This window comes from Streptomyces sp. NPDC029674 (genome assembly GCF_044903205.1).
Taxonomy (GTDB): domain Bacteria; phylum Actinomycetota; class Actinomycetes; order Streptomycetales; family Streptomycetaceae; genus Streptomyces.
The window spans coordinates 247,174-272,189 of record NZ_JBJDPY010000009.1 but is presented as its reverse complement, the minus strand read 5'-3'; the positions used below and the strand labels follow the sequence as shown (position 1 = coordinate 272,189).

The 25,016-nt window shown below is 68.7% G+C and carries 31 protein-coding genes and 1 tRNA gene; 5 read left to right on the top strand and 27 right to left on the bottom strand.

Going from position 1 to position 25,016, the window contains the following annotated elements; all coding sequences use genetic code 11:
- Positions 1 to 37 precede the first annotated feature (37 nt).
- The 3 genes from lysA to ACI2L3_RS23190 form a co-directional block, all read right to left on the bottom strand.
- Positions 38 to 1,429, bottom strand: coding sequence for a diaminopimelate decarboxylase (gene lysA, locus ACI2L3_RS23200; protein WP_404754287.1), 1,392 nt, complete (start codon positions 1,427 to 1,429; stop codon positions 38 to 40).
- 26 nt (positions 1,430 to 1,455) lie between these two features.
- On the bottom strand, positions 1,456 to 2,646 hold the full coding sequence (nrtL, locus tag ACI2L3_RS23195) for an ArgS-related anticodon-binding protein NrtL (RefSeq protein ID WP_404754286.1): 1,191 nt from the start codon (positions 2,644 to 2,646) through the stop codon (positions 1,456 to 1,458).
- A gap of 328 nt (positions 2,647 to 2,974) precedes the next feature.
- Complete coding sequence (locus ACI2L3_RS23190; protein WP_404754285.1) at positions 2,975 to 3,517, bottom strand: response regulator; 543 nt, start codon at positions 3,515 to 3,517, stop codon at positions 2,975 to 2,977.
- Between the two features lie 201 nt (positions 3,518 to 3,718).
- Between ACI2L3_RS23190 and ACI2L3_RS23185 the strand changes: the two genes are divergently transcribed.
- Positions 3,719 to 3,790, top strand: a tRNA-Arg gene (locus ACI2L3_RS23185).
- A 225-nt stretch (positions 3,791 to 4,015) separates the two neighbouring features.
- Positions 4,016 to 5,098 carry a hypothetical protein gene (locus tag ACI2L3_RS23180; RefSeq protein WP_404754284.1) on the top strand — a complete coding sequence of 361 codons (1,083 nt, stop codon included), beginning with the start codon at positions 4,016 to 4,018 and terminating at the stop codon, positions 5,096 to 5,098.
- Positions 5,099 to 5,138: 40 nt separating this feature from the next.
- Here ACI2L3_RS23180 and ACI2L3_RS23175 read toward each other — a convergent pair whose 3' ends face one another.
- The 21 genes from ACI2L3_RS23175 to ACI2L3_RS23075 all read right to left on the bottom strand — a co-directional run bounded on the left by ACI2L3_RS23175 (position 5,139) and on the right by ACI2L3_RS23075 (position 19,388).
- Complete coding sequence (locus ACI2L3_RS23175; RefSeq protein WP_404754283.1) at positions 5,139 to 6,605, bottom strand: tyrosine-type recombinase/integrase; 1,467 nt, start codon at positions 6,603 to 6,605, stop codon at positions 5,139 to 5,141.
- Complete coding sequence (locus ACI2L3_RS23170) at positions 6,602 to 6,793, bottom strand: helix-turn-helix transcriptional regulator (RefSeq protein WP_404754388.1); 192 nt, start codon at positions 6,791 to 6,793, stop codon at positions 6,602 to 6,604. The genes ACI2L3_RS23175 and ACI2L3_RS23170 overlap by 4 nt, the downstream gene beginning before the upstream one ends.
- Positions 6,777 to 7,943 carry an AAA family ATPase gene (locus ACI2L3_RS23165; RefSeq protein WP_404754282.1) on the bottom strand — a complete coding sequence of 389 codons (1,167 nt, stop codon included), beginning with the start codon at positions 7,941 to 7,943 and terminating at the stop codon, positions 6,777 to 6,779. The genes ACI2L3_RS23170 and ACI2L3_RS23165 overlap by 17 nt, the downstream gene beginning before the upstream one ends.
- On the bottom strand, positions 7,940 to 8,839 hold the full coding sequence (locus tag ACI2L3_RS23160; RefSeq protein ID WP_404754281.1) for a bifunctional DNA primase/polymerase: 900 nt from the start codon (positions 8,837 to 8,839) through the stop codon (positions 7,940 to 7,942). The genes ACI2L3_RS23165 and ACI2L3_RS23160 overlap by 4 nt, the downstream gene beginning before the upstream one ends.
- A gap of 86 nt (positions 8,840 to 8,925) precedes the next feature.
- Complete coding sequence (locus ACI2L3_RS23155) at positions 8,926 to 9,423, bottom strand: single-stranded DNA-binding protein (protein WP_404754280.1); 498 nt, start codon at positions 9,421 to 9,423, stop codon at positions 8,926 to 8,928.
- 5 nt (positions 9,424 to 9,428) lie between these two features.
- Positions 9,429 to 9,938 (bottom strand): hypothetical protein, encoded by a 510-nt coding sequence (locus ACI2L3_RS23150; RefSeq protein WP_404754279.1) that lies wholly within the window; start codon positions 9,936 to 9,938, stop codon positions 9,429 to 9,431.
- 3 nt (positions 9,939 to 9,941) lie between these two features.
- Complete coding sequence (locus tag ACI2L3_RS23145) at positions 9,942 to 10,271, bottom strand: MazG-like family protein (protein ID WP_404754278.1); 330 nt, start codon at positions 10,269 to 10,271, stop codon at positions 9,942 to 9,944.
- A complete protein-coding gene (locus tag ACI2L3_RS23140) occupies positions 10,268 to 10,546 on the bottom strand; it encodes a hypothetical protein (RefSeq protein WP_404754277.1) in 279 nt (92 codons plus the stop codon). The genes ACI2L3_RS23145 and ACI2L3_RS23140 overlap by 4 nt, the downstream gene beginning before the upstream one ends.
- Positions 10,543 to 10,743: a hypothetical protein gene (locus ACI2L3_RS23135; RefSeq protein ID WP_404754276.1), complete on the bottom strand. Its 201-nt coding sequence runs from the start codon at positions 10,741 to 10,743 to the stop codon at positions 10,543 to 10,545. The genes ACI2L3_RS23140 and ACI2L3_RS23135 overlap by 4 nt, the downstream gene beginning before the upstream one ends.
- Before the next feature lie 17 nt (positions 10,744 to 10,760).
- Entirely contained in the window at positions 10,761 to 10,949 is a 189-nt protein-coding gene (locus ACI2L3_RS23130) for a hypothetical protein (RefSeq protein WP_404754275.1), read from the bottom strand.
- Positions 10,950 to 11,111: 162 nt separating this feature from the next.
- Positions 11,112 to 11,363: a hypothetical protein gene (locus tag ACI2L3_RS23125; protein ID WP_404754274.1), complete on the bottom strand. Its 252-nt coding sequence runs from the start codon at positions 11,361 to 11,363 to the stop codon at positions 11,112 to 11,114.
- A gap of 141 nt (positions 11,364 to 11,504) precedes the next feature.
- Positions 11,505 to 13,760: a cell division protein FtsK gene (locus ACI2L3_RS23120; RefSeq protein ID WP_404754273.1), complete on the bottom strand. Its 2,256-nt coding sequence runs from the start codon at positions 13,758 to 13,760 to the stop codon at positions 11,505 to 11,507.
- A gap of 169 nt (positions 13,761 to 13,929) precedes the next feature.
- The gene (locus tag ACI2L3_RS23115; RefSeq protein WP_404754272.1) at positions 13,930 to 15,417 is read right to left on the bottom strand and encodes a DNA cytosine methyltransferase; all 1,488 of its coding nucleotides are present in this window, start codon (positions 15,415 to 15,417) and stop codon (positions 13,930 to 13,932) included.
- Positions 15,418 to 15,446: 29 nt separating this feature from the next.
- Positions 15,447 to 15,779: a hypothetical protein gene (locus ACI2L3_RS23110; protein ID WP_404754271.1), complete on the bottom strand. Its 333-nt coding sequence runs from the start codon at positions 15,777 to 15,779 to the stop codon at positions 15,447 to 15,449.
- Positions 15,776 to 16,429, bottom strand: coding sequence for a GGDEF domain-containing protein (locus tag ACI2L3_RS23105; RefSeq protein WP_404754270.1), 654 nt, complete (start codon positions 16,427 to 16,429; stop codon positions 15,776 to 15,778). Before ACI2L3_RS23105 ends, ACI2L3_RS23110 begins: the two co-directional genes overlap by 4 nt.
- Complete coding sequence (locus ACI2L3_RS23100; RefSeq protein ID WP_404754269.1) at positions 16,426 to 17,427, bottom strand: DUF2637 domain-containing protein; 1,002 nt, start codon at positions 17,425 to 17,427, stop codon at positions 16,426 to 16,428. Before ACI2L3_RS23100 ends, ACI2L3_RS23105 begins: the two co-directional genes overlap by 4 nt.
- On the bottom strand, positions 17,424 to 17,624 hold the full coding sequence (locus ACI2L3_RS23095) for a hypothetical protein (protein ID WP_404754268.1): 201 nt from the start codon (positions 17,622 to 17,624) through the stop codon (positions 17,424 to 17,426). Before ACI2L3_RS23095 ends, ACI2L3_RS23100 begins: the two co-directional genes overlap by 4 nt.
- Positions 17,621 to 17,914, bottom strand: a complete 294-nt coding sequence (locus ACI2L3_RS23090) for a hypothetical protein (protein ID WP_404754267.1) — start codon at positions 17,912 to 17,914, stop codon at positions 17,621 to 17,623. Before ACI2L3_RS23090 ends, ACI2L3_RS23095 begins: the two co-directional genes overlap by 4 nt.
- A 157-nt stretch (positions 17,915 to 18,071) precedes the next feature.
- Complete coding sequence (locus tag ACI2L3_RS23085) at positions 18,072 to 18,302, bottom strand: hypothetical protein (protein ID WP_404754266.1); 231 nt, start codon at positions 18,300 to 18,302, stop codon at positions 18,072 to 18,074.
- 92 nt (positions 18,303 to 18,394) lie between these two features.
- Positions 18,395 to 18,517: a hypothetical protein gene (locus tag ACI2L3_RS23080; protein WP_404754265.1), complete on the bottom strand. Its 123-nt coding sequence runs from the start codon at positions 18,515 to 18,517 to the stop codon at positions 18,395 to 18,397.
- 106 nt (positions 18,518 to 18,623) lie between these two features.
- Complete coding sequence (locus tag ACI2L3_RS23075; protein WP_404754264.1) at positions 18,624 to 19,388, bottom strand: DUF4097 family beta strand repeat-containing protein; 765 nt, start codon at positions 19,386 to 19,388, stop codon at positions 18,624 to 18,626.
- A 638-nt stretch (positions 19,389 to 20,026) separates the two neighbouring features.
- Between ACI2L3_RS23075 and ACI2L3_RS23070 the strand changes: the two genes are divergently transcribed.
- A complete protein-coding gene (locus ACI2L3_RS23070; RefSeq protein WP_404754263.1) occupies positions 20,027 to 21,406 on the top strand; it encodes a hypothetical protein in 1,380 nt (459 codons plus the stop codon).
- Between the two features lie 5 nt (positions 21,407 to 21,411).
- Here the strand turns inward: ACI2L3_RS23070 and ACI2L3_RS23065 are convergent, their stop codons facing one another.
- From ACI2L3_RS23065 to ACI2L3_RS23055, 3 genes are all read right to left on the bottom strand, one after another.
- Positions 21,412 to 21,897 carry a hypothetical protein gene (locus ACI2L3_RS23065; protein ID WP_404754262.1) on the bottom strand — a complete coding sequence of 162 codons (486 nt, stop codon included), beginning with the start codon at positions 21,895 to 21,897 and terminating at the stop codon, positions 21,412 to 21,414.
- Between the two features lie 323 nt (positions 21,898 to 22,220).
- Positions 22,221 to 23,123, bottom strand: coding sequence for a phosphotransferase family protein (locus ACI2L3_RS23060; RefSeq protein WP_404754261.1), 903 nt, complete (start codon positions 23,121 to 23,123; stop codon positions 22,221 to 22,223).
- Positions 23,120 to 23,572 carry a GntR family transcriptional regulator gene (locus ACI2L3_RS23055; RefSeq protein ID WP_404754260.1) on the bottom strand — a complete coding sequence of 151 codons (453 nt, stop codon included), beginning with the start codon at positions 23,570 to 23,572 and terminating at the stop codon, positions 23,120 to 23,122. Before ACI2L3_RS23055 ends, ACI2L3_RS23060 begins: the two co-directional genes overlap by 4 nt.
- 710 nt (positions 23,573 to 24,282) lie before the next feature.
- Between ACI2L3_RS23055 and ACI2L3_RS23050 the strand changes: the two genes are divergently transcribed.
- Positions 24,283 to 24,546: a CopG family transcriptional regulator gene (locus tag ACI2L3_RS23050; protein WP_404754259.1), complete on the top strand. Its 264-nt coding sequence runs from the start codon at positions 24,283 to 24,285 to the stop codon at positions 24,544 to 24,546.
- Complete coding sequence (locus tag ACI2L3_RS23045; protein WP_404754258.1) at positions 24,543 to 24,956, top strand: type II toxin-antitoxin system VapC family toxin; 414 nt, start codon at positions 24,543 to 24,545, stop codon at positions 24,954 to 24,956. The genes ACI2L3_RS23050 and ACI2L3_RS23045 overlap by 4 nt, the downstream gene beginning before the upstream one ends.
- The last annotated feature ends 60 nt before the right edge of the window (positions 24,957 to 25,016 follow it).

Sequence of the window (25,016 nt, the reverse complement as noted above, 5' to 3'; positions counted from 1 at the left end):
TTGTCCGGATCCTGAGACATGTATTTCATTTTTTCCGTCATCCGACGTCGAGGCGCAGGAGATCTTCCTCCGTCTCACGCCGCACGATCACCCGCGCCCCGCCGTCCCTGACGGCGACGACGGGCGGACGGAGCGCGTGGTTGTAGTTGCTCGCCATCGAGCGGCAGTACGCACCGGTCGCGGGTACGGCGATCAGGTCCCCGGGCGCGAGATCCGCCGGGAGGAAAGCATCCCGCACGACGATGTCCCCGCTCTCGCAGTGCTTGCCGACGACGCGCACAAGGACGGGCTCGGCGTCGGAGGAGCGGGAGACGAGGGCGACGGTGTACTCGGCGTCGTAGAGCGCGGTGCGGATGTTGTCGGACATGCCGCCGTCCACGGACACGTACGTACGCAGCCCTTCGAGCGGCTTGATGGTGCCGACCTCGTAGAGCGTGAAGGCGGTGGGCCCGACGATGGCGCGCCCCGGCTCGACAGAGATGCGGGGGGTGGCGAGCTTCGCGGCCGCACACTCCCGCGTGACGATCTCGTTGAGCGCCTTGGCGATCTCGTGCGGCTCGCGGGGGTCGTCGTCCGAGGTGTACGCGATGCCGAGCCCGCCCCCGAGATCGATCTCGGGCAGTTCGATGCCGTGCTCGTCCCGCACCTCGGCGAGCAGCTGCACGACACGCCGTGCGGACACCTCGAACCCGGCCATGTCGAAGATCTGCGACCCGATGTGGGAATGAATGCCGATGAGCTCGAGCCCATCGAGCTTGAGCGCACGCCGCACGGCCTCGGCGGCCTGCCCGCCCGCGAGCGCGATGCCGAACTTCTGGTCCTCGTGTGCGGTGGCGATGAACTCATGGGTGTGCGCTTCCACACCCACGGTCACGCGGATCTGCACGCGCTGCCGCTTGCCGAGCCGCTCGGCGATGTGCGCGACGCGCACGATCTCCTGGAAGGAGTCGAGCACGATGCGACCGACGCCGGCGTCGATCGCCCGCTCGATCTCGTCCGGGGTCTTGTTGTTCCCGTGGAAGGCGATGCGCTCGGCGGGCATCCCGGCGTCGAGCGCGGTGACGAGCTCGCCCCCGCTGCACACGTCGAGGTTCAGCCCTTCCTCGTGCAGCCACCGCACGACGGCGCGGGACAGGAACGCCTTGCCCGCGTAGAACACGTCGGCGTCGTCGCCGAACGCGTCACGCCAGGCCTGGCAGCGGGCGCGGAAGTCGGCTTCGTCGATGAAGTACGCGGGCGTGCCGAACTCCTCGGCGAGCCGCGTCACTTCGATGCCGCCGACGCTGACGACGCCTTCGGGCGTACGGGTGACGGTGCGGGCCCAGACCTTCGGATCGAGGGCGTTGAGGTCGGCGGGCGGAGCGCTGTAGTGACCCTCGGGCAGTACGTCGGCGTGGCGGGGTCCGGCGGGATGTGCGGAACGGCTCATGGCTGTGTCGTCTCGTCTTTCACATGTCACAGATGGTCGGGTGCGCTGATACCGAGCAGGGCCAGGCCACCGGCAAGCACCGTCCCGGCAGCTTCAGCGAGCGCGAGCCGGGCGCGGTGGGCGGCCAAGGGTTTCTCGTCGCCGACGGGGAGTACCTGCCCTTGTGGGGCGCTCTGGAAGGCGAGAAAGGCGTCGGCGGTGACGACGAGGTGCCGGGCGAGGCGGTCCGGGGCGCGGTGGCGCGCGGCAGAGGCGAGAACGGCGGGGTGAGCCGCGAGGGCGTCGAGGAGGGGGGTGGGGGTGGTGTTGTGGGGGGTGGTGTTGCGGGGGGTGGTGCAGTGGTGGGGGGCGTCCGTGTCGCCGGGGGCGGCGAGGTTGCCGGGAGCGGCGGTGAAGCCCAGGTCGGCGGCGTTGCGCGTCAGGGCGCGGGATCGGGCGTGGGCGTACCGGACGCGGAAGAGGGGGTTGCTCTCCCGCTGCACGAGGTGCTGGTCGCCGCCCTGCTCGGGGGTGATGCGGGGGTGGTCGTGGGGGGCGGGGTGGAGCAGGGCCCAGCGGGCGGCGTCGCGGCCGAGGCGGAGGACGGGGTGGGGCTCTCGTGCACCCTCCGCGGGGACGGGGCGCAGGGTCGGGAGGGGCTGGGGTGGCCGTCCGTGGGCGTCGACGCGCACGTCGAGTACGTCGAGAGCGTCCGTCCAGGCGGGGTCGGGCGCGTCGTCACAGGTGACGCGGACGAGGACGCCCTGGGAGCGCAGGATGCGGCGGGCGCTGTCGGCGACGACGACGGCCCGGATCTCACGGGGCACGTGGATCTGGGCGAGGGCGCCGGTGTCGGGGTGCACGTGCCCGTAGCAGTGGCCGCGCTCCAGGATCTCGCGCACGAGCGCCACGAGGGCTTCGTCGCGGGCGCCCGCGAGGGTGATGTTGAGGAACCCGGGCCCGGTGATGTCGACCCGGGCGATCCCGGGCTCGGCGGCGAGCCGCGGCGACAGCACCTCGGCCACTTGCCGTGGGGGCCGGCCGGCGGAGCGGGCGATCTGGAGGGCGACGTTGGTGGCGTAGTCGCCGCGCCCGCCGGGGCGGGGCCGCTCTACTCGTACGCCTCGTACGCCGTGCCCCGCTTCCGCGTCCACGTCCACGTCCACGCGGAGCTCACCGGCATCGACGGCCTGGCGCATGGCGCGCAGGACGGTGCGGGAAAGCTCGACGGGGGTCACGGGGACAAGCGTATGGGAGGAGGGGGGTGGGGACGCGAGTCGGTTTCTCGGATGGTCCGGGATGTGGACGGGGGCGGTCGCGTGGGGTGGGGTTCGGGCTGCTTATGGGAGGGGCTCTGTTGGGGTGAGGTTGTGGGGGGGCGGGTCACGTCCAGGGCTGAGGCGGAACAGGCACGGGACAGAACGCAAACAGGTACGAGGACGAATCAGCCTCCGGACTGCGCGAGGAGGGAGCCACCGGACTGCGCGAGGAGGGAGCTCCCCGGACTGCGCGGGGGAGTGAGCCTCCGGGCTGCGCAGAGAGTGAGCCCCCGGGCCGCGCGGAGAGTCAGCCTCCGGACTGCGCGGCGCGCTCGGTCTCGCCGACACCGCCGCCTCCGCCCCCACCACCAACGCCACCGCCACAACCACTGCCCCGGTACTCGACCGCCTCCAGGACCCCACAGCCAGAGTCAAGCCGACCCGGCCCTCCGTCCTCGCCCCTCTCCATCCCCCGCCCCCCAAACACCAACTGCCGTATGACATCGACCAGTTCGTTCGGCTCGAAGGGCTTGGCGAGGAAGGCGTCGACCCCGACCTCCAGGCCGCTCTCGACCTCGTACTGCGTGCAGGCGCTGACGACGACGATGGGCAGATCACGCGTACGCGCATCGGCACGGAGCCGGGCGGCGGTCCGCAGTCCGTCGAGCCGGGGCATCACGACATCGAGGGTGATCACATCGGGCTGAACCTGCTGCACGATGTCCAGGCATTCGACACCATCGGCCGCGGTCACGACCTCGAAGCCCTCCAGCTCGAGGTTGACCCTGATCAGCTGCCGGATGACCTTGTTGTCGTCCACAACAAGCACGCGGCCGGGCACGCCTGGCACAACTCGAGAGTAGGTCCGACCCCGCCACCGCGTCCCGGTTTTCCCCACTTCCACCGCGCACGAGCAAGCCGGCGGCGCCCACCGCCCGCCACGACGGGAGGCACTTCCCGGGCCGCCCCGTGAGCACGGAAATACCTGTTCATAGGGAGCCCCGAAGAGCTGGTAGGGTTCTACCCGTCGCCGCGCAACCCGCGCCGATACGCCCCCGTAGCTCAGGGGATAGAGCAACGGCCTCCGGAGCCGTGTGCGCAGGTTCGAATCCTGCCGGGGGCACTCGCCGGTCAAAAGTTGAAGTTGTGGCCTGACCAGGGCGGATGCTGACAGAAGAGGGCGGGAGCCAGTCTCACTGACTCCCGCCCTTTCTCACTGTCTCTCACGGTTTGTGTGTGAGGGGCGTGTGAGCCACACGCGGACGGCAGGCCTGCTTCGTCGCGAGCCAGGACCCGCCCGCTCATATTTGGCGGCGGGCGCGGCCTTGGAGTTGCCAGAATGGCCGCCATGGCACGACGGCAAACCCCCGCATACGCCTGGCCCGTTCACCTGGTTCGACCTCAGACGGGACAGCGCCTCGTCTATCTAGACCTCAACCATTGGATCAGTCTGGCCAAGGCCGATACAGGACATCCGACCGGAGGGCCCTACCAGTCAGCGCTGACGGCTGTGCGAGATGCGGCCCGTTCGGGGCTGTACATTTTCCCCCTGTCTCTGACTCACTACATGGAGATGTCGGGGATCCAGGCCCCTCGCCAGCGAGCCGACATCGCCAAGGTCATGGAAGAAGTCTCCGGTTTCACGACCCTGCTGCCCCACTCGCACATCGCGCGACTGGAGGTGGAGGCAGCACTTGACCAGATGTTCGCCACTGGGTCACCCCACATTGCAGACATCGAGCTGCTGGGACACGGAATTGGCCATGCCATGGGTAAGCGCGGAGGTCTGCATATTCGTTCAGGTTCTGTTGATGTCACCGACAGAACCCGCGAAGCGTGGCCAGAGGGGCCCGCAGCTTTTGATCTGATGCTGGCAAATGCCAATGCCCATCTTGAGCGCTCCGTGCTACGAGGGCCCACTGACGCAGAAGTGTCAGACCTCCAGGCAAACGGGTGGGACCCGACAGTCGCTAAGAGAATCGCTGAAAAGCGAGCAGAAGCAGAGCGCCAGCAAGCCGAACGTCTCGACAATGATCCGCAGTATTGGCACCGCCTGCGCGACGTCGTACGGGTCCGATACATTACCAACGAAATCATAGACACGCTCGTGCAGGCACTCATTGACCGCGGCAGAGACCTTGACGAAGTAGCCACGAGCAGGGAATCGATGAGAGCCTTCGCAGACTCCATGCCAAGCGCCGACGTCCATGCAACTCTCGTGGAAGCGGCGCACCGTAACCGCCAAAGGTCATGGGAGTCCAACGACATCTTCGACATCGACGCATTGAGCATCGCGGTACCGTACTGCGACGTCGTCGTAACCGAACGCTATGCGTCTCATGTCCTCGGTGCCGCCCACCTCCCACAAGGAATGAAAACCGATGTATTCCCCAGGCTGAAGGACCTAACGGAATGGCTGGATCGCCAGTGAGTGTGCGGCTTCCGGGCCGCACACTCATGCGAAGAGTTCCCTACCAGCCCATGGTCCTTTCGATCTTCTTGTTGTCCTCCTCCTCGCTGTTGTCGAGACAGCCCGCGTAGTGGCGGTCAATGACCTCCGGCGAAGTGCCGGCGCGTCTGGCCACCTCTGCCACTGGGAGGCCTGAGCGGAGCCAGTCCGTGATGCACGTCGCCCGGCCGTCGTACGGCTTCCCAGCGAGCGGTGAGGCCACCTTGTGGGGCGGGAACGCCAGGGGGCGAGCTTCCTCCCACACGCGCCAGTAGCTGGACGTGCCCACCAGACCGCCCCGCTCGTTCTGGAACACCCGGCCGTCCGCCGCTGTCCCGAACTCCTTCACGTGCGCCCGGAGCATCGCCACCAGAATGGGCGGGATCGGCACCGGCCGGTCCGCCTCGGGGTCCCGCATCTTCAGTCCGCGCTTGTCGTGACGCTGGCCGGAGTCGGTCCATTTCTTGCCCGATACCGGACGTGTTTCCCGAAGGGTGAGCACGCCCCATCCCGTCTCCGGCAGGTGGCAATCATCTATCCGCAATGCCACGACTTCCGCCGGGCGCATCGCCGCGTAGAGGATGCAGCCGAAGAACGCGACCAGGCGTCTCCCCCGGTTGCGGTGGACCGATCCCACGTATGAGACTGCCGTCAGGAATTCGCACCCCTGTACGGCATTCATGAGGATTCGCGGGTCGATCGGTCCGCTTGCGGCAGTGGCCGGGCGTTCCAATCCAGCAATCGGGTTTTCGTCCAGATACCCCTTCTGGATCGCGTACGCCATGGCCGAGTTGAAGCAGCGACGGCGGCGCTTATAGGTGTCCTTGGCTGCCAACTTTCCGTCAAGCTTGTAGGCGAGCCGGTAATGGACGTCCTCAGCGATGGCAGACCCCTTCAGCGAGGACAGACGAAGGGAGTTCTCCCCGAGCCATGAGCAGACCTTTTCAAGGTCCGGCGGGGGCTCCTGGTCCGCGTGGACCGGTACGACAACCCATCGCACGGCCCTCCGGACCGCCCTAAGTTCCGGCGCATCAGGCCTATCGGCGAGCATGCCCAGCGCTGCCGCGGCAAGGCTGTCTGCGAACCCTTCCCGCGTCTTTGCTGCCGCAGTCCGCCATCGACGCTTCATGAACTCGCGTGAGAACTCCCACCACGTGGGATCGGACTTTGCCTCAGCCTTTGCCGCTTCGGTCGCTTGCGCTTGCCGTATCTCGGACTCAGGGAGACCGGACTTCACGTCGAAAGCCTCGCCTTTGCGCATGGCTTTCCAAAGATCCGACCGACGACTTTCCGCTAGCGCTGTCGTGGCGAAGGTTGCATGGCAAACCTTCCCAGCGACCACCCAACGCAGTTGATAGGGAGCCGATTTACTGGAAATCTTGCTGATCTTCCAGATGCGGACGTCAGTGGAAAGGGTAAGCTCTTCAGGTGCGGCAGGGCGCTCGCTATTGCGGGCGCCCTGCGCTGCGCTGGTCTTGCGGTGGGTCACGCGGCTTCCTCCAGAGCGGCAATCCAGCGCTCCAATTCCGAGCGGCGAATCCGCACGGCACCGTTCGGGAGCTTGATCGCTTTCGGCCCTTTCCTCTGCTGTCGCCAGCGATAGAAGGTCGACAGCGGTACTCCGATTTCCGCGATGACCTGGGAAATCGTGAGCATCTCGTCACGCGCCACGGCCAGTACCCTCCGATCGCGCGGCGGAGTCGGACAGGTGGGACAGTCCCGATCTGGGCTGTCCCACCTCTTCGTGCAGGTCAGTGGGGGTACTGGGACAGTCGGACAGCTGGGACACCCCCGGTGTGCCTTGTGTCCGGGTCTCGGTGTCCGGGTAGTACCGGCCCCCGGCGTCCTTGGTCAGCTGTCCGTCCGCGGCCATGCGCGAGCAGGTGCGGCGGACGTTCTCGGCATCGAGCTGCGGCAGCGCGGCCACGACGTCCTTGGGTCGGGCGCCGGGGTTCTCCCGGACGTGCCGCAGGATGGCCGCGCGGGTGTCGCCAATGGTGTGGTCGGTGACCGGCCCATCGAGCATCTGCCAGGAACCGGAGGCGGCTTGGAACTGAAGCGCGTACTCGGCTTCGTCGACGTCGCGTCCGGTCACGTGCAGGATGCCGTCCGCCTGTCCGCGTGCCCGCTTCAGCACGAGCGTGGCGTCCGCAGCTCCGGCGATCCCGTTGGTACCGGACACCTCGGTCAGAAAGTCGTCCGAGCCTGCCTTACGGACGTGGTGGACGAGCACCACAGCGACGCCGTAGTGATCGGCGATCCGCTTCGCGTAGCCGACGGCCACATAATCCGCGTCGTAAGCGGACACGCCCTGCGGGGACTGCCCGCGCATCTTGGCGAACACGTCGATGACGACCATGCGGGCGTCCGGGTTGCGCTCCAGCCAGTTGGCGATGGCCTCGCTGCCACCCTGCGGGAAGGGCGGGCATTCGGTGACCAGCGTCAGCCCAGCCGGGGCCGGTTGCCCTCCGAGCATCTTGCCCATACGGGTCTGCAAACGGCGCGGGGTGTCCTCCAAAGCGAGGTAGAGCACCGGTCCGCCGTCAACCGGCAATGTGTCGAAGGCTTGCCCGCCGGAGGCGACCGCGAGAGCCAGCCCGAGGGAGAGCCAGGACTTGCCCACCTTCGGCGGGCCGGCGAGCAGATTGACACCCTCGGCGAGGATGCCCGGCACAGCCCACTTCGGCTCCGGGAAGTCCGCGGCCATGAGCTGATCCGCGGTCCACGCGGTGCGCGGGCGCTCCCGCTTGGGCAACTCGCGCGGGGCCGCGGCGGGGTCGCTAGGCACGGAGTACAGGTGCAGCGGGGGAATCGGGTTGGTGCTCATGCCGCGACCCTTCGGGGGCGGTTGGCTCCGGCCCGCAGGCCAGAAGCGATGGTGCGGCGTGCCTCGCGCTCGCCCTGGCCGACGCTGAGTCCGGCCGCAACGAGCTGCTCGGTCACGTCGTGCTCATCCAGCTCGCCCCCCGCGACCAGCTGCCCGAGGGCGACAGACGCGATGTAGAGGGCGGTGTTGTGCTCGTGCTCGCCGGAGCCGATGACACGGGCCAACTCGCCGTTGAGCGCGGCGGTCAGGAACCTGCCGCGCCGGTCGCGGGCGGTCAGCGGCACCGTGACCGGGCGCTGCGGGGGCAGCGGGGCGGGGCGCAGCAGTTCGGTCAGCCAGCTGGGCAGCGCAGCCACCGCAGCGTCACGGGCGACCGTGTAGGGGCGCCCGGTGAAAGTGCTGCCCGCGCCGACCACGAGTCCGCCGACGGCGCGGGTATCGACCTTCCAGCCGAGCCCGCGGGCGCTGTCCCCGGCCGTGTTGCGCAGCGGCTCACCCTCGGGTGCGGCGAAGTACAGGTGGATGCCGCCGCTCCAAGTGCGCACCGTGTACGTGTCGGCGGGCAACGGCTGGCCGTGGCGCTCGCAGAGCACCGCGAGCACATCGGTGCCGTCCCTGACGCCGTGCGCCGCCCAATCGGCCGGCGGGGTGTCCTGCGGGTGCTTGGGCCGGTCCAGGTCGACGATGACCAGACGGGAGGGACCGGCCGCGATGCCGACGTTGTACGGGGCGTGCGTCCAGCACCGGACGATGCGCTCATGGTCGGTGGTGGCGCGGGTCTCCCAGTCGCGGATGCAGGGGCGCTTGTCGTTGGGGATGAGGGGGAAGACGTGCCAGCCGCGCGACGCTGCGTCAAGCGCTGCGGCGAGCTGGGCAGAGCCGTCCAGTTCGGGCATGCTGGAGGTCTCCTGTTCTGTCGAAGGGACAAGGGGAGCCGGGGCGGCCGTGGTCTTGTGGTGAGAGACGGTCGCCCCGGGCGTATCTAGAACGGCGGTTCTTCGCTGTACTTCGGCTCGGAGCCCGTGCTGGCTGCGGCGGGGCTGCCCCAACCGCCGTTGGCCGGGGTGCCGGTGTTCCAGGCATCGGCGGCCGCAGACGGCGCGGGGGCACTGCGCTGAACGCGTTCGACCTTGGCGGTGGCGAAGCGCAGCGAGGGACCGATCTCGTCGATCTCCAGGCCGAGCATGGACCGGTTGTCCCCTTCGGGGGTCTGCCAGTTGTGCTGGCGCAGACGGCCGGACACGATCACGCGCATGCCCTTGGTGAGGCTGTCGGCGACGTGCTCGGCAAGGTCGCGCCAGGCGGTGCAGCGCAGGAACATTGCCGTGCCGTCGCGCCACTGGTTGGCGGCCTTGTCGTAGGTGCGCGGGGTGGAGGCGACGGTGAACTTCACCATCGGCGCGCCGTTGGGGGTGAAGCGGAGTTCGGGGTCGTCGGTCAGGTTGCCGATGACGGTCAACGGGGTCTCTCCTGCGGACATGTGGATCACTCACCTTCTCGGATGTGGGTGGTGTGGGTATGGGCCCAGTAGGCGTATTCCTGGCGGACGTAGCCGCGCAGGTTCTCGGGGCTCTCGTAGTCGGGGGCGCCGGGTACTCCCTCGTACTTGGTGTCGATGGAGAGCAGGCGCCTGGCGGCTTTGAGGGCCAGTTCGTCGGCGTCGTTGATCCCGTCGGCGAGCGCGACGCGGTCGAGTACCGCGGCCTTACGAAGCCAGAACTCACGGTCGACCCCGGTCTGGTGGGCGTAGCTGCGGGCTCGCTGGCAGGTCCACCCGATCTCGCAGATGGTGCTGGGGGCGTTTTTGTACGCCTGCTCCGGCGTCGGCCAGTGCGCACCCGGCCGGGCGTGCGGTACCGCCTGGAGGTACAGCCGGACGCGGCCAGACCCGCGGGCGGGGCGTTGGGCGTAGCCGTCGAAGCTGAAGGCCTTGCCCAGTGCCGAGATGACGGTGTCGGTCTCCGCCTCGCGGCAGATAATGCGGATCTCGAACATGGCCTACTGCCCCTTCGGGTTGGGGACCGCGAGGTGCCGGGCGGCGGCGTGCAGCTTGGCGTCCAGGACGCTCGGGGCGTGGTCGGTGATCGTGTGCAGGGCGACGGCGGCGGCGATGATGACGTCGGCCAGTTCCCGCGCGACGTCACCGGGGCCGTGCGTCGTGCCCTTGCGGGGGTTTTGGCCGGTGGCGCCGATGTAGGCGGCGGCGACCTCTCCGGCCTCCTCGCCGACCTTCAGCAGGCGCATGGCCAGCTCGTGTTCGTCACGGCCGTTGGCCTTGTCCAAAGCGGCGGTGATGCGGGCGACGACGGGCCACAGGGCAGCGCTCATGCGGCTTCCTTTCCGGTGCGTGTCGGGGTGTGGTGGGTGGGGGTGCGGCGGTGTTGATCCAGCTCGATGACCGCGGCCAGGGGCCCGGGCGGCTCACCGTGCTCGGGGGCGGGCTGCGGGTCTCCGGGCGGCCGGGGCCCGCCGCGCGCGCCGGCCGCCACGGCGGCGAGCGTGGCGTCCCGGCGGCGGGCCACGGCGTGTCCGGTGAGGGTGATCGCGCCGAACACAAGGCCGGGGGTGGCCAGTACGGCGGCCGCGAGCAGGTCGCCGTTCACCGGGTCTCCTGCCGCAGGGAGTTCAGGAGGTGCGGCAGGGCGCCTCCCAGGGCGGTCAGGCGGTGTTCGATGGCCTGCCACGAGGTGGCGTCGATGCTCATCAGCGCACCGATGGCGGCGGGCAGGTCGCCGCGGGCGTGCGCTTCGAGCGCGGTACGCAGTTCGCCCGCGGCCATCAGGGTCGGGGCCTGAGGCATAGCGGCTCCCTTCGGGTTCACAGGTCGGGGATGGCGCCGATGACGGCGGTGGTGAGTTCGTTGATGGGTCCGGCGGCGCCGGTGGAGGCGAGGAAGAACCCGAACATCACGGCGACGAACGCCGATCCGTAGCCGAGGGACTTGCCGCGCAGCAGGAAGAACAGGACCAGTCCGTAGAGCAGGACCAGCGAGACGGTCACGGCCACGGGAATCTCCTTTGACGGTGGGTCGGTGGGCCGGTTGGATACGGGCAGGCGCCCGGGTGCTGGCAAGCTCGGGCGGCGGCCGACGGTTGCGCCCGCCTAGCTCCTGCACGGAGCGGGGTACGTCTCATGACGGGCACCGTCGGCCACTTCGCGTTGAGGGCGTCAGCGGGTGCCGGCGCGGTAGGTGCGGGCGCACAGGTTGTAGAGGTGGCGGCCGAAGCGGATGCGCTTGCCGTGGCCCTTGCAGCGGCGGCAGTGCTTGCCGCGCTTGGGCCTGCCGTTGCGTCCGGTCTTCAGCCGGAAGCCGAGTCCGGAGCACTTGCGGCAGTTGCCGAAGGGCGAGGATGCACACACCACCGCGTAACACAGCGTGACGCCGACGGCGAGGGTGATAGCGAGCAGCGCAGGGGTCATCAAGGGGCCTCCCGAGCGGGTTTCAGGGGTTTCCGCAGGTGGGCCGCTATCCGCTAGCGGCCTGATCAGTGGCCGTTTGGGGCGCTAGCGGGGCCGCTAACGTTAGCGGGCTGTGCCGCTAGCGCTAGCGGCCCCGGAGGGTCAGCCCGCGTCCCGCTTTCCGTCACGCTCCGCAATCGCTGCGGTGAGGTGGGAGCGGTCGATACCGCGCCGGTTGACGACCTTGCCGTCCACCCGGCGGCCCACCTGGATGGTGGCGATGTCGTGCGGTTTGAGGGCGGCGGCCAGTGCTTCGGGATCCCATCCCTCGTAGACCTCGGGCCGCAGTTCGGCGAGGCGGGACACGACGGTCTCGGACCACACCTTGGCTTCCTTGGCGGGCACGACGGCGAGGATGTCGGCGAGCAGGTCGTAGCCGCTCGCGGTCACCTCCGGCTCCTCCCCGAGCGCGTGCCCGGTGAGCAGCCCGGCCTTCTCGCGCACGGCGCGGGCGCGGGCGGCGATGCGTTCGGCGTCCTGGCCGTCGATGTAGACCGAGCGCACGATGCTCGCGTCCGATCCCTCGCCGACGAGGTAGTGAATGCCCTTGTCGGCCCAGGCGAACATGGTCGCGCGCACGCCGCGCTTGTAGGCGGAGGTGCCCAGCACCATGTCGTTCTCCAGCTGGCCCATGACCTTCAGGCACAGCCGCAGCGAGGCGTTCGCGCTGATCCCGGTGGGCAGCGACTTGGCGTCCGGGCGCTGTGTGGCCAGCAGCACCACGATGCCGGTGGCCGGGCCGCGCTTGACCAGGTCGGTGAAGATCTCCTCGAACTCCTTGCCGTACTTGGGGTGCTCGAAGAGGACTTGGCACTCATCCGCCGCGACCACGATGGGGTGCAGGCCCAAAGAGCGCTTGGAGGCGAGTTCGCTGGTCACCTTGGACTCGGGGCAGATGTCCCGGGGCAGGGAGCGGATCACCTTGGTGCGGCGGCGCAGTTCCTCGCGCAGCGCGCGGGCGTCGTTGATGGCGTACTCGATGACCTCGTCGTCATCGCCCGCGCCGTGGCGGTGCGAGACAGCGTGGCCCACCGGGTCCAGGTCGCCGGTGCCCTTCATGTCGTAGGTGTGCAGCTCCGCGCGCGGGTCCAGGGCGGCGATGAGCAGCAGCAGACGCAGCAGGAACGTCTTGCCCATGCGCGGGATCGCGCCGATGATCCCGGCGATGTACATCAGCGTCAGCTCGGTCCAGCGTCCGCGCTGGTCAGTGGCGTAGGCGACCGGCTTGAACAGGTCGACCGTGCCGGACTTGGCCAGCGGCCACGCGGGCTGTTTGGCCTTGGACATGTCCTGATCACCGACCCACAGCACCAGGTGCCCGGTGTGCTCATCCGGCACCGCCTCGGGCCACACGCAGCCCAGCGGGCGGCGCAGCCCGGAGGCGAGACGGTCGCGCTTGTCAATGATGTCGGTGACCGTGACGCCGAAGGGAAGGTTGCCCTCCGCGCGCCAGCCGGGCCCGTCGCGGGTGATCGGGGCGGTGAACTCGAAGCCGTCCCGGCCCTTGGCCTGCGCCTGGTTGATGGCGGGGATGCCGAGCGAGCCCAGCGCCCGCAGCACGATGTCGGAGGTGAGCTTGGCGGCCTTGGGCATCTCCACCGCGCGGTGGATGACCGGGTCATCGGCGCGCCGGCCGTTGAAGCCGAGCGCCATGACCAGAGCCGACACCGACACGGCCTGAAGCCACGCCGGAGCCAGCACGTACATCGCCAGCGCCGTGGCGACCCCGACGAACATGCCAACCACGGTGATCAGCGTGCGCAGCCGGACCCGGCCGTCCCGCTGGCGGGAGAGCGTCAGGTACTCGCCCGCGTTCTCGCGCCGCACGGCGGCCAGGCGCACCGGTTCGCCCTCACGGTCGGCAACCCACCGCATCGTGGAGCCGACGAACTTCGCTGCCCCGGCCGGGGCCTGAAGGGCCAGGCGCAGGGCGTAGACCGGGGAACGCAGCGCGTGATACCCGGCAGCGTGCGCGTAGTGGCGTGCCACCCAGCTGGTAGCCGTCTTCAGCTCTGCCCAGGAGCGCAGCCAGACGGGGATGACCTCACGGCGCTTGGCTCCCATGAGGCGGCCCAGGTAGCCCGGTCCGGTCGCGCGGGTGGGCTGGTCAACCATCACGACCTTGTCGGGGTCGGGGTCGGCCGACTCTGTCCCCGGCTCGGGCGGCCTAGGGTCGGTCGACTCTGCCGCAGTCGAGTCGGCACCCGAGTCGGGGGACGGGTCGGCCGACCCGGTACGGGCGGCGCGGGCCGACTCCAAGTCGACCACCCTGCCGCCCGGGTCGGCGTCGGGGTCGGGGGCCAACTCGCCTTCGAGCCAGTCGAACAGTTCCTTGTTCTCGTCGTCGGGGTGTTTCACTGGTGAGCCCTTCCACTTCGGGTGTGAGGGATGCCGGGCCCGGCCGTGTGCTGTGAGAGGTGGGCGGCCGGGCCCGTGCGCTGAATACTCGTGCCGGACGCGCGCGCAACCGATCTCCGAAGAGATATCTCTGTGGAGATGGGCTGCTCGCGCGGGCTGTGGTACGAGATCAGGCGGCGTGGGCGGCGGTGCGGGCGAGAGCTGCGGCGACGCGGGCGCCGACCCATTGGGCGACGTTGCAGGAGACGGCGTTCCCGGCCTGCATGGTCTGTTCGCCCTTGTTGCCGTGGACGACGTAGTCGTCGGGGAAGCGCTGTGCGAGGAGCTGTTCGCGCGGCTGGATCATGCGGTAATGGCAGTCCTCCAGCACGGGCGCGGGGCCCAGCAGCGCGGCCGAGTCGACCGTGCCCAGGGTGTGCAGCGGTTCGGCGGCCGACTTGGCCGCCGCGTTGCGGTAGGGGATGACCAGCCAGTGATGCCGTCCCTGCCCGGTGACGGTGTCCACCGGCTGTGAGACCGGGCGGGTGGTGGCGTTGCGGCGCAGGGTGACGATGAAGGAGTCATCGGCCTGCGGCGGGGTGAGCAGCGCCTCGAAGCCCTTGGGGTTGGCCAGGCGGGTGCGCATCGGCTCTGCGGTCGTGGTGGAGGTGGTGTTCCAGGTGCCGCCTGCCGGGACCAGGACCGCGTCGCCGATTTTGACGGTGCGGGCGGCCAGCGGGGCGGTGTCGGCGGGCGTGGCCCGGCCGTCGTGGCCGCCGTGGTTGACGGTGAGCACCATGCGCTGTTCTCCGAGCAGGGACAGGCCGGCGCGGATGCGCTTGACGGTGTTCGCGGCGAGCGGGCGCAGCTTGTGCGCGGGCCGGTCGCCGATGCGCACCCCTAGGTTCGTCCAGTCGATGATGGAGGCGGCCGGACGGACGTAGGGCTCCACCAGGGCGTGGCGGCAGGCGGTGTTCGGGCAGCGGTAGTCGTATTGCTGCTTGTACTTGCCCACCCGTCGGCCGTTGCGCCAGGACTGCACGGCCCGTACGTCCTGCCCGCACTCGGGGCACCAGGCGAGCGGGGTGGGTCGCAGGTCGGGCGCCGGGATGTCGGTGCGGGTGAAGACGACGTAGATCCGGTCGCGCCACTGGGGTGCGGCCGGGTTGCCGGTGCCGCTGATGTGGGCGGAGGAGACGGACACGACCTGGGAGCGGTAGCCGAGCAGTTCCATTCCCTTGCGCCACCAGTCGAACAGCTCCCAGTCGACGACGAACTCCAGGACGTTCTCACACAGCACGGCCTGGTAGCGATGGACTTCGGTGGCGCGGATGACGTCGTAGGCGGTGGCCCGGGTGCGCTCCCAGGCCGCGTCCGCGACGCTGCCGTGCTCCTCCAGGTCCAGGGCGAGCTGGCCGTGGGTGCGCTTGCGGCCGCCGGCCGGGGAGATCTCGGTGCAGATGGGCGAGGCCCACAGCACGTCCGTCCTGGGCAGGCGGCGCATGTCGTAGTTGTTGATGTCGGCGATGAGGTGGTCGGCGTCGGGGTGGTTGGCCGCGTGGGTCTCGATGGCCCGCTGCCAGTGGTTGGCGGCGAGCTTCAGTTCGTATCCGGCGGCGACCAGGCCCGTGGAGGAGCCGCCCGCGCCGCAGAACAGATCGGTGAACGTCAGGCTCATGCCTGATCTCCCTTGCACTACGGAGGTGGTCACAGCTCGAACAGGCCCGGCGCCTCGACGGGCGGGGCGGCGGCCTTGCGCGCGCGCGCGGCGGCGGTGTGGCACTCCGGGCACCACGCCACCAGGTCGGCGGCGGGCAGCGCGGCGGCGGCCACGGCCGTGGTGAGCGGGTCGGCGGGCGCGGCGATGAGCCGCACCCGGTGGCCCTGGTGCTCGCGGGTGTAGTGGTCGTGCTCGCGCGGGCACCGGCCCTGGCCCTTGGTGTGCGGGTTGCCGCACGCTCCGGTGCACTGGCAGCGGTGGCCGGCGGCCTCCATCACGGTGTTGAAGATGGCGGCGCCGACGAGGGGCTGTGACTTCATGCCGCCACCCCCATCACGGGCAGATCGGTGCGGGCCCCGCGGCGCCCGGAACGGCGTCCGGCGACCGTGGCGAACAGACGGCCCAGACCGGCCCGCCGCAGCCCGGAGCGGGCTTCCTGCTTGGCTGCGTACATGGCCTCATCCGCGCGCCGCAGGAGTGCGGACAGGTCCTCGCCGGGGAAGTCGGCGGCGCGGGCCCAGCCGAGCGACACCGTGGTGCGCACCGCCGGGTCCAGGCCGTCGACGGGGCCCGCGAGGGTGGTGTGCAGGTGGGCGAGGAGATCGGCGGCGGCGCCGTGCCGGTCGGTGAGGACGGCGGCGAACTCATCGCCCCCGAGCCGCCCGACCACGCCGGACGGGCCGACGTGGCGGGCCAGCCGATCGGCGGTCGCCTTCAGCAGCGCGTCACCGGCGGCGTGCCCGTGCCGGTCGTTGATCTGCTTGAAGTGGTCGACATCGGCCAGCACCACGATGGCCCGCCCATCCTTCAGCAGGTTCGTGGCGCGGTGGGTGAACGCGTCACGGGTGCGCAGGCCGGTGAGCGGGTCGCGCCGCGCCACGTGCAGGCGACGGCGCAGCCACGCCACGTGGACCGTCCACCCGCAGGCGAGCGGAGCGCATGCGGTGAGGGCCGCTAAGAGCGTGCTCATGCCGCCGCCCCCTCACCGGTCTCCGGCGTGCTGGCGGGGGTGTCGACGGCGTGCAGCGGCTTGCTGGCACGCTCCGCGGTGAGCACGTCGCGTACCTGGCGGGCGGGCTTGGCGCCGCAGCGCAGTGCTTTGCGCAGCGCCTCACCGTTGTCGACCTCAGCGTCCGACCAGGCGGCCGTCAACTCGCGAGCCTCAGACAGCAGTTCGTCCAGGCCCCGCCGCACCGTCTTGTTCGGGCGGCGGCGCGCGGTGGCCGGCGGCTTGCGCCGGGGCTGCGGGTCGGGCTTGCCGCCGTGGGACGGGTCCGGCTCCTGCCGCTCGTCGCACGGCTGCTCCTCGCTCTGCGGGGCGAGTTCTCCGAGTTTGAGCAGGACGCGCGAGCGCCGTGGTGTCTTCGAGCGCCAGCGCCGCCCGTGCTGCTCGCGCAGCTCCGCGCGGGCCAGCTGGCGTTCCCGCTCACGGGCCAGCGCGTCGGCATAGGAGGTGATCTCCCACAGCGTCATGCGACGCCACAGCGCGAACGTGGTCAGCGGGGCGAGCAGCCACCTGCTGGCCCGGATCTTGTCCATCCGACGGCCGGTCACCGCGCCGATGCGGACGGCGTAGATGTGCGCGCCGATCTCGGAAAACACCACCCACAGCAGCGGCATGGTGCCGTGCGCGACCTTGGCCCACAGGCCGTTCCCAGCGGCCACGTTCAGCCCGCACGTGATCAGCGTGAGCGCCCAGGGCACGAAGCGCACCCAGGCCAGCGCCATATCCATACGGATCAGAAGCAGGTTGGCGACGGTGAACACCGGGATGGCCACGTCAATACCGACCGGCAGCATCCACGGGGAGGCGAAGCCCCAGCGCAGCGCGGCGGCCGACACCGCGTCGAACGAGGCGATGAAGCCGAGCGAACCGACCCCGGCCGCAGCCGTCGCGCCGATCCCGGCCAGACCCAGCTCCGGGCGCGTCAGCGGCGGCACCGCCGCACGCTCGGTGGTGGCGGTCATCGCGCACCGCCCCTCTGACGGCCCGGGCGGATGTCCAGCACCCAACCGGTGAAGTGGAGGACACCGCCGACGCCGACCAGGAACCGCCACACCGGTTCACCGGTGACGAGGTAGACGGTTGCCGCGCCCATCATGACGAGCGCCCCGACCACCAGGAACGACACGATGACCCGCTCACGTGCGGGCAGCGTGCTCATGCTGCCGCCGCCTTACGGGCATCCTCACGACGCGAGGCCGGGCGGCACAGCGGGGTGATGTTGAACAGGTCCGACGCGTAAGCCTCGATCACCTCGGCGGCGACGCGGGCCGTGCCGTCGGCCATGCCCGGGTTGTCGGCGAGGATGTCGCGCGCCGCGTCCAAACGCGCCGCGCGCTCTTCCTCGGTCTCGCCCTCCTCCCCGAGCCACAGCTCAACGGGGGTGCCGAGGGCCAGTTCAATGAAGTCGTCGATGGAGACGGCCTGATGACCGCCGATGTAGGCACGCATGCAGCGCTCCTGATGTCGAAGGGAAAGGGCGTGCCGGGCGGTCGTGGCCTGGTGGTGAGAGGCGACCGTCCGGGATGTGCAACCCCATGCCGCAGGAGCGGCGGGGCGGTGCCCCGGCCGGGAGTCGAACCCGGCCTGCGACCATCGGGGCGGTTGATCAGCGCTGTGCGTCGCGGTGCTGGACGAGCTGAATAGCCATCCGGGGGAAGTCGGCGACACCGTCGAAATCGGCGAAGGTCAGGCCGTAGATCGCGGTCGCCTGAAGCATTTCGCTCAACACCGCCGCCGCATCGGCCTTCTGCGCCGCGGTCGGGCGGTGACTGGGGGCGAACTGCGCCGCAGCAGAGACGATGCGGGCGGCGACGTCGTCCAGCTGGTTCTGAGCCACGATGGGTGTCCTCTCGGGTCAGCATGGAGCGGGTCTGTCCCGTGCTCCCCGCAGCCCCGGAACCAGGTCCGGGACCACAGGCAACCAGTCAGTCAGCGCCAGAACGGGATCGTCTTGGCGTGCTCCTCGCACCACTTGCAGGGCAAGTTCGCGCCCCCGCGGTGCAGGTGGGTGTGCTGCTCACACTGAGCGCAGTGGTAGATGTCCTTCGGCATAGCGGGCTCCTGTGGGTGCCATGGATGTGAGGTCGGTCGACTGACCGCCGTGCCCCGGCCGGGAGTCGAACCCGGCCAGCGACCATCGGGGCGGTAGTACAGGAGCTCAGCGGCGGACGCGGCCGGAGACGCTCTCGGCAGACACACTCAGGTGGCGGGCGCCGGAGAGCCGGATGTCGCCGGAGATGCTGTGGGCGCTCACGTGCCCGGAGGCGGCGCCGGTGGCCTGAACCTCGATGTCCCCCGAGGTGGTGTTCAGGCTGCCTGCGGTGCCGTCGTACAGGCGCACCTCGATGTCGCCGGAGACCGAGTGTGCGGTGATCTGCTCGGTGACGCGGCCGATGTTGATGTCGCCTGAGGTGGTGCTGGCGGTGAGCTGCCGGACGCCGTCGGCGTCCAGGTCGCCGGAGACGGAGCGGAACTCCATCCGGTCGACGTAGCCGAACACCTCGGCGTCCGCGGACGTGCCGGCGAGTCCGAAGGATGATCCGGCGGGCAGCGAGACGACGGCTTCGATGGGGCTGACGGTCGGCATGTTGCCCATGCCGCCGGAGACCACGCGGCCGTTGATGCGGACCGTACCGCCGACGATGCTCATGTTGCTGACGCTCTGGATCACGGTGCCGCGGTTGCCTCGCACGATCACGCCGTCCGGCATGTCCGGCACCTCGATGCCGAGCACCTGGCCGTTCTGCTCGCTGCGGGCCCGGTTGACCGCGTCGGCCGCGGGCCCGGTGCTGTCGTCGGTGCGCAGCACCACGCGGGCGCTGATCAGGCTTTCGATGACCTGGACACGGACGCTGCCGACCGGCAGCGACAGGCCCAGCACGATCGGGCCGGAGGTGGCGGAGTCAAAGGTGCGCTCGGTCATGGTCGAACTCCAGGAAGGTGAAGAGACAGGGAACGTGCGATGGGCGGGGCGACCGTGGTCGTGAGGTGGTGAGAGGCGGTCGCCCCGCAGGCCCGTGTGCCGCGTACGCGGCGGGGCAGCGCCCCGGAGGCAGATTTGATCTGCCGCCATCACAGCTGTCCGGGGCCGCAGCGTCAGAGCGCTGCGAGAGGTTGGGTTGCGCTGTACCTCACGCGGACCGGAGCCCGCGTGGCCGCCTACTTGGCCGAGGAGAGGCGGCGTGATCCCCATTCAGTTGTCAAGGAACGAACGCTTCCGACGAGCGCGGTAACCCCTGGAAGGGGCTCCCCTGGCCGCAAAGCCACAGGACCCGCCGGACGTACATCGGTGCTGCACACCTCCCTCAATGCGTGGTGTGTATTACCTACCACTCACGCTGACAGATCGATTCCGGGTCGTCAAGCGCTCTGGCTTTTTCGATCTCGGAACCGCCTGCTTCGCGGTGGTGACTCAACTGTCGCCAACCGGAGGGCACTTCGGGAGCGTGCACTTGGGGGTGCACTCGTGCACTCCGACGTGCAAACCCCCTGCACCCCAGGGCTGACCTGCGTAGAGTGACGTTGAGTCAAGCTGGGACTTCGGCCGCTCATGGGGGTTCGATGGCAGACCGGAACGCCAGGCTGGCCGCGCTGATGGATGAAGGCGGCTTCTCTCACAAGTCGCTGGCCCGCGCGGTAGTCGTCGCTGCCGCACGCGCAGGCCAGGACATCACCTGTGATCACACCTACGTCAGTCGGTGGCTCAAGGGGGCCATCCCGCGGGGCGACATGCCGCGCTTCATCGCAGACGCCATCGGGCGCAAGCTGGGACGCCAACTCACGATTGACGACATCGGGATGGGCGACGCGGCGGTCTCAGCGATACAGCCCAACCTCGGTCTCGACTTCGCGGACCGTCCCGAGACTGCGACCACCACCGTGGCCGACCTGTGGCGTGCCGACCTTGCCGACGCTGAGCCGCTGGTTCGCGCACTGCCGGACTCCGCGGCTTGGAACGAGGCTTCCGTGAGGTGGCTCGTATCCCCGCCCGACGGTGAACTCACGCGGACCGGAAACCGCTCCGTCGGCGCCGTAGACGTGGAGATGATTCGCTCGACTGCTGACGCGTTCAGCATGCTTGACGGCAAGTTCGGCGGTGGCCACGCTCGGCGGGCGCTGATTCAGTACCTGCACACCGACGTTCGGCCCATGCTCGATGGCAAGTACTCCGACGCCGTCGGGAGGGAGCTCCACTCAGCTGTGGCCGAAGCGCTCTTGCTCGCGGGGTGGATGTCGTACGACAGCGGCCTACATGGCATCGCACAGCGGTACTTCATCCAGGCCCTTCGCATGACGCAGGCAGCCGGTGACCGGCTGCTCGGAGGCAGCATCCTTTCCGCAATGAGCCATCAGGCCACGTTCGTCGGCCGATACCGCGAAGCCGCGACCTTGGCGCGTGCCGCACTCACGGGCCCGGCCGGCAGCCTCACGCCAACGCTGGCCGCACAGTTCCGCGCGATGGAAGCGCGAGCGCTGGCACGCCTGGGAGACGAACGCGGGTGTGATCTCGCGCTGTCCGAGGCGGAACGACACCTGAGCCGACGCACGGCCGATAGCGATCCGGCGTACATCGCGTACTTCGATGAGGTGGAGTTGGCAGCCGAGTTCGGGCATTGCTTCCGCGACTTGGGGCGCTCCGTGCAGGCGACGGAGCGGGGCGCGGGTTCCATCTTTGGGGACGGCCTGAACAACCGGAGCGACTTCTTCGCGACCATGGTGCAGGCAGAGGCGTACCTCGGTCAGGGCGAAACCGGGCGGGGCTTCGAAATTGCGCTCAGCGCACTGCAGCTTGGCGAAGGGTTGAAGTCCGCACGTTGCGTCCAATACGTACAGGAATTTCAGTGGCGCGTCACAGACAGAGTGAAGCAGGCTGCGGAGTTCCGGATTTTTGCGGAACAGGCCCGGACCTTCCGCCTCTGGCAACGGGTCGACAAGCAGTAACCAGCTCAACCCCCACTTCCGCACTCCTCAGCCGGGCGCATGGTGGATTTTGAGTCCTTCAGAGTCTTATTCAGGTCACGAAAGGAGTTTGCACCGAATTCAGATTCGCCGAACAATGCGCCATCGACGTTGCGGGTCCATGTATTCCCGTGCGTGTCTGTAAAAGTAAGTTTCTGGAAACTCGCCATGCTTTGCCCCGCGCCCCCTAGGCGCCATTCCAGCTCGTAAAAGACGACTGGCGAGTTAATTACAAGCTCTGTGCATGGCGGCAGCGCACCGAAAGCAATTCGCTGTTCCATGGAGTCTGTAAACCCGAACCCTGGCCCCCAGTACTCCAAGCTCCATCGCGGAACAGGATCCAGCGACCGGTTGAGCACATGAATTTTAGTCTTGCGCAGGTCACCTTCTTCTTCCAGATACGCCGTCTCTTCCTCCCAATAAGTGATCCGGGAAGCTTGCTCTGCTTTCCGCTGTTCTTGTTCTTGCTCCACCGAGGTTCGCGTGTCTCGCGCGGCCTGCAATGCAGCATACGAAGCGACTCCGCTCACAATCAATCCGGCTGCGGCTGCAATAGCGGAGATAAAGGTTCCCCAAGACGTCAGCCAGAGCGAGATCCGGGACGCTCGATCTTGCCTCTCAGGTTCTCGCGGAGCCGATGGAATCCCCCGAAGGCTCCGCGGGCTGTGGTACGCACGGGTGCGCATCCCCTGTTGACGTGTCCGTGGTCGACCTGCCACGCCCCCACCCTTGTAAGCTCTCAGCTTCAACTTCCTCAAGCCGCAGCTTAGTTCGTAAGCTGCGTGCCCGAAAGATCCTAGAACGGCGCCCAGTCGCGGCGCGATCCTCCCGAGCGTAGCGTCTCGACACGCTTCTCAACTTCCTCGGCAGCGCGCGGATTCGTGCCAGCGTTCTGGGAAAGCCATGTGACCATCAGCAGTTCGCGCACCCTGCGTAGGACGGCATACCCGGACCATTTCCGGACGTCGAAGCCGTAGCCGTCCACAAAGTCGGCGTATTCGGATTCTGTGTGCCAGCCGAAGCTGTCGTAGTACATGGCTGTCTGCATGAGGTCCCACTCACGCGGACCGATCGCGAAGCCGTCCAGGTCGATAACCTTCGGGCGTCTCACAGCATCACGCAGGACGTTGCCAACATTGAAGTCTCCGTGCAGGTGACCGGTCGGCAGGGCGAACGATAGCCGGTCGTACTCGCTCGCCAACTCATCTGCCAGAGAGGCGAGATAGGCTCGGGTGCTCGACGGGATCGCGGCGCGCTGCAAGCGCTGATTCACCTTGTCGAAGGGTCGGAGTTCGGGGAGCGAAAAAGTCGGCAGCTCCAATTCGTGGAGCCGCCGAAGCAATTCGCCCATCTCTCGCGTACTCGCGTACGTGTCGCCATCGGCCAACCCCTCCCAGAAGGTCACTGGATGGCCATCGACGACGACGGGTTGTTCAGCTTCTGTGACAAGCCGGGCAGCCGGGTATCGCTCGGCTGCGAGCCACTGAGCTACGGCTACTTCTCGGCGGACGGATGGCAGTCGGTCAGGGCTCCGACCGACGCGCGAAATAATCCGGCCGTAATCGATGCGAAAGACAGCGTGGTCGCCGAACCGCTGCATCGCGATACCGTCCGGATCTACGTGGGCGACATCGCACGCCTTCCGCAAGATGCTCTCGGCCGAGGCCGCGTCGAATTCGGTGCGCTCGCCCGCCGTCATACCTTGCGGTCCCCCTGTCCGATGGGAAGCGCGCGGACTTCCCGCCCGCGGGTCGCTCCTTTGCCGATGAGCCCTTGTCCTTCCATCTGCGCAATGGCAGAGCGGATCGCCGTCCGGGAAGCCTCGAACCGCTCGCACAGCTCCTTCTCGGTGGGGAAGGGGTCCCCAACCTTGACTCCGTCAGTCCGCAAGAGGTCCGTCACCTTCTCGACGAGCGGGCGCCGGTCGCCCGTCCCCACCACGTACCAGCCAGCGCCCTGGACGGATTCGATAACGCCCTTGCTCTTCAGGTCACCCAACGCACGCTCGATGGTGCTGCGGCTCACGCCGTAGATCTCCATCAGCTTCGCCTGAGACGGCAGCTTCTCAGAGATCTTGCTCTTCTCGATCTTCTGACGTAGAGAATCCGAGACCTCTAGGTACGTGTCTCGCGGACTGGCCGGCGGCACCTAGCCTCCCCTTCGATGATCTCGCTTGATAGGCGGCTCACTGCTTCCAGCTTCCCACGGTGGCCCACGGTCGACGTAGGGCGCCAAAGGAAGTGTCCCACGTGTCCGACTGTCCGGTTAGAGCGCTGACCTGCACAAATAGGTGGGACAGCGGGATTCGTCGGTGTCCCACCTGTCCGACCTGAGTACGGGGCTGCAACACCCGCGGGGTGTTGCAGCCCATCACGTCGTCGCCTTCCGTCGAACCTCAGCAGCCGGAGGTGACCCACGCCGCTTCCCCCTGCGTTCGTGTGAGGAGCGTGTGAGCGAGACGAGATGACGCGGCCCACAGGCTCCCTCACAGGTCAGAGCCATAATCAAGCATGTCATGAGCATGCTCTCCGGAGCCGTGTGCGCAGGTTCGAATCCTGCCGGGGGCACCTTGCAGAAGGTGCCCAAAGACCCCGTCACCAGCGGAAACGCTGAGGCCGGGGTCTTCGCGTATGTGCAGCCCGGGGCGGCCCGCACCGCCCGCCCGAGAGGGTGCCACCGTGACTCACCGGCCGACACGCCCTCATGGGCCACCCAAGCATCCAACGCCGAGACGACTTCTTCCTGCCGGTACACGTTCCCCCACTACGACCGCGCCGCCTGGATCTTGATCCGTAGTACCAGGGCAGCTCAGCCCTTACCGACTACACGGCGGTAGCATCCGAAGTAGCATGGAGAGCATGAGCGAGCCTACCCAGAAGTTCTCGATCACTATGCCCCGGGACGTCGCCGAAGCTGCCCGCGCCCGCAGTGGCCCCTCCGGTCTGTCTGCCTATGTCGCCGCCGCCGTCGCCCGTCAGATCGAGCGCGACAACCTCAACGAACTCATCCAGGTCGCCGAGGCACAGCACGGCCCCATCACTGATGATGAGGTGCAGGCCCTGCGCGACCAGCTCCACCAGGCGCGCGCACAGCAGACCGGCGACGAGGCAAGCGCGGCGTGACAGGGTCCCCCGCCACCCCGGGCGGCACGCTGGTGCTCGACAGCGAGGGGCTGGCCAAGGCCGTGCTGCGCGACCGTACCGTCACCGCCTGGCTCACCCTGGCGCGCGCCGATGACCTGCGTGTGATCACGTCAGCGGCCACTCTGGTGGAAGTCGTCCACCCACGCATCAACCGCCCGGCCCTGGAGTGGACACTCTCCCGCCTCGTTGTGGAGCCGGTCACCGACGCAGTCGCACGCCACGCCGCCGCCCTGCTCACCGAGGCCGGCCTGCACGGCCACAAGTACGCCATCGACGCCATGCTCAGCGCGACCGCCCTTGCCGCCCCTGGGCCCGTCACCGTGCTCACCTCTGACCCGGAAGATGTCACGGCCCTATGCGGAACGCGCGCCACCGTCATCAAGGTCTGACGCCCAATTTGGGATGAACCAAATTTTGTGAAGACTGCGCGGCCATCCGCCGTCGGCTGC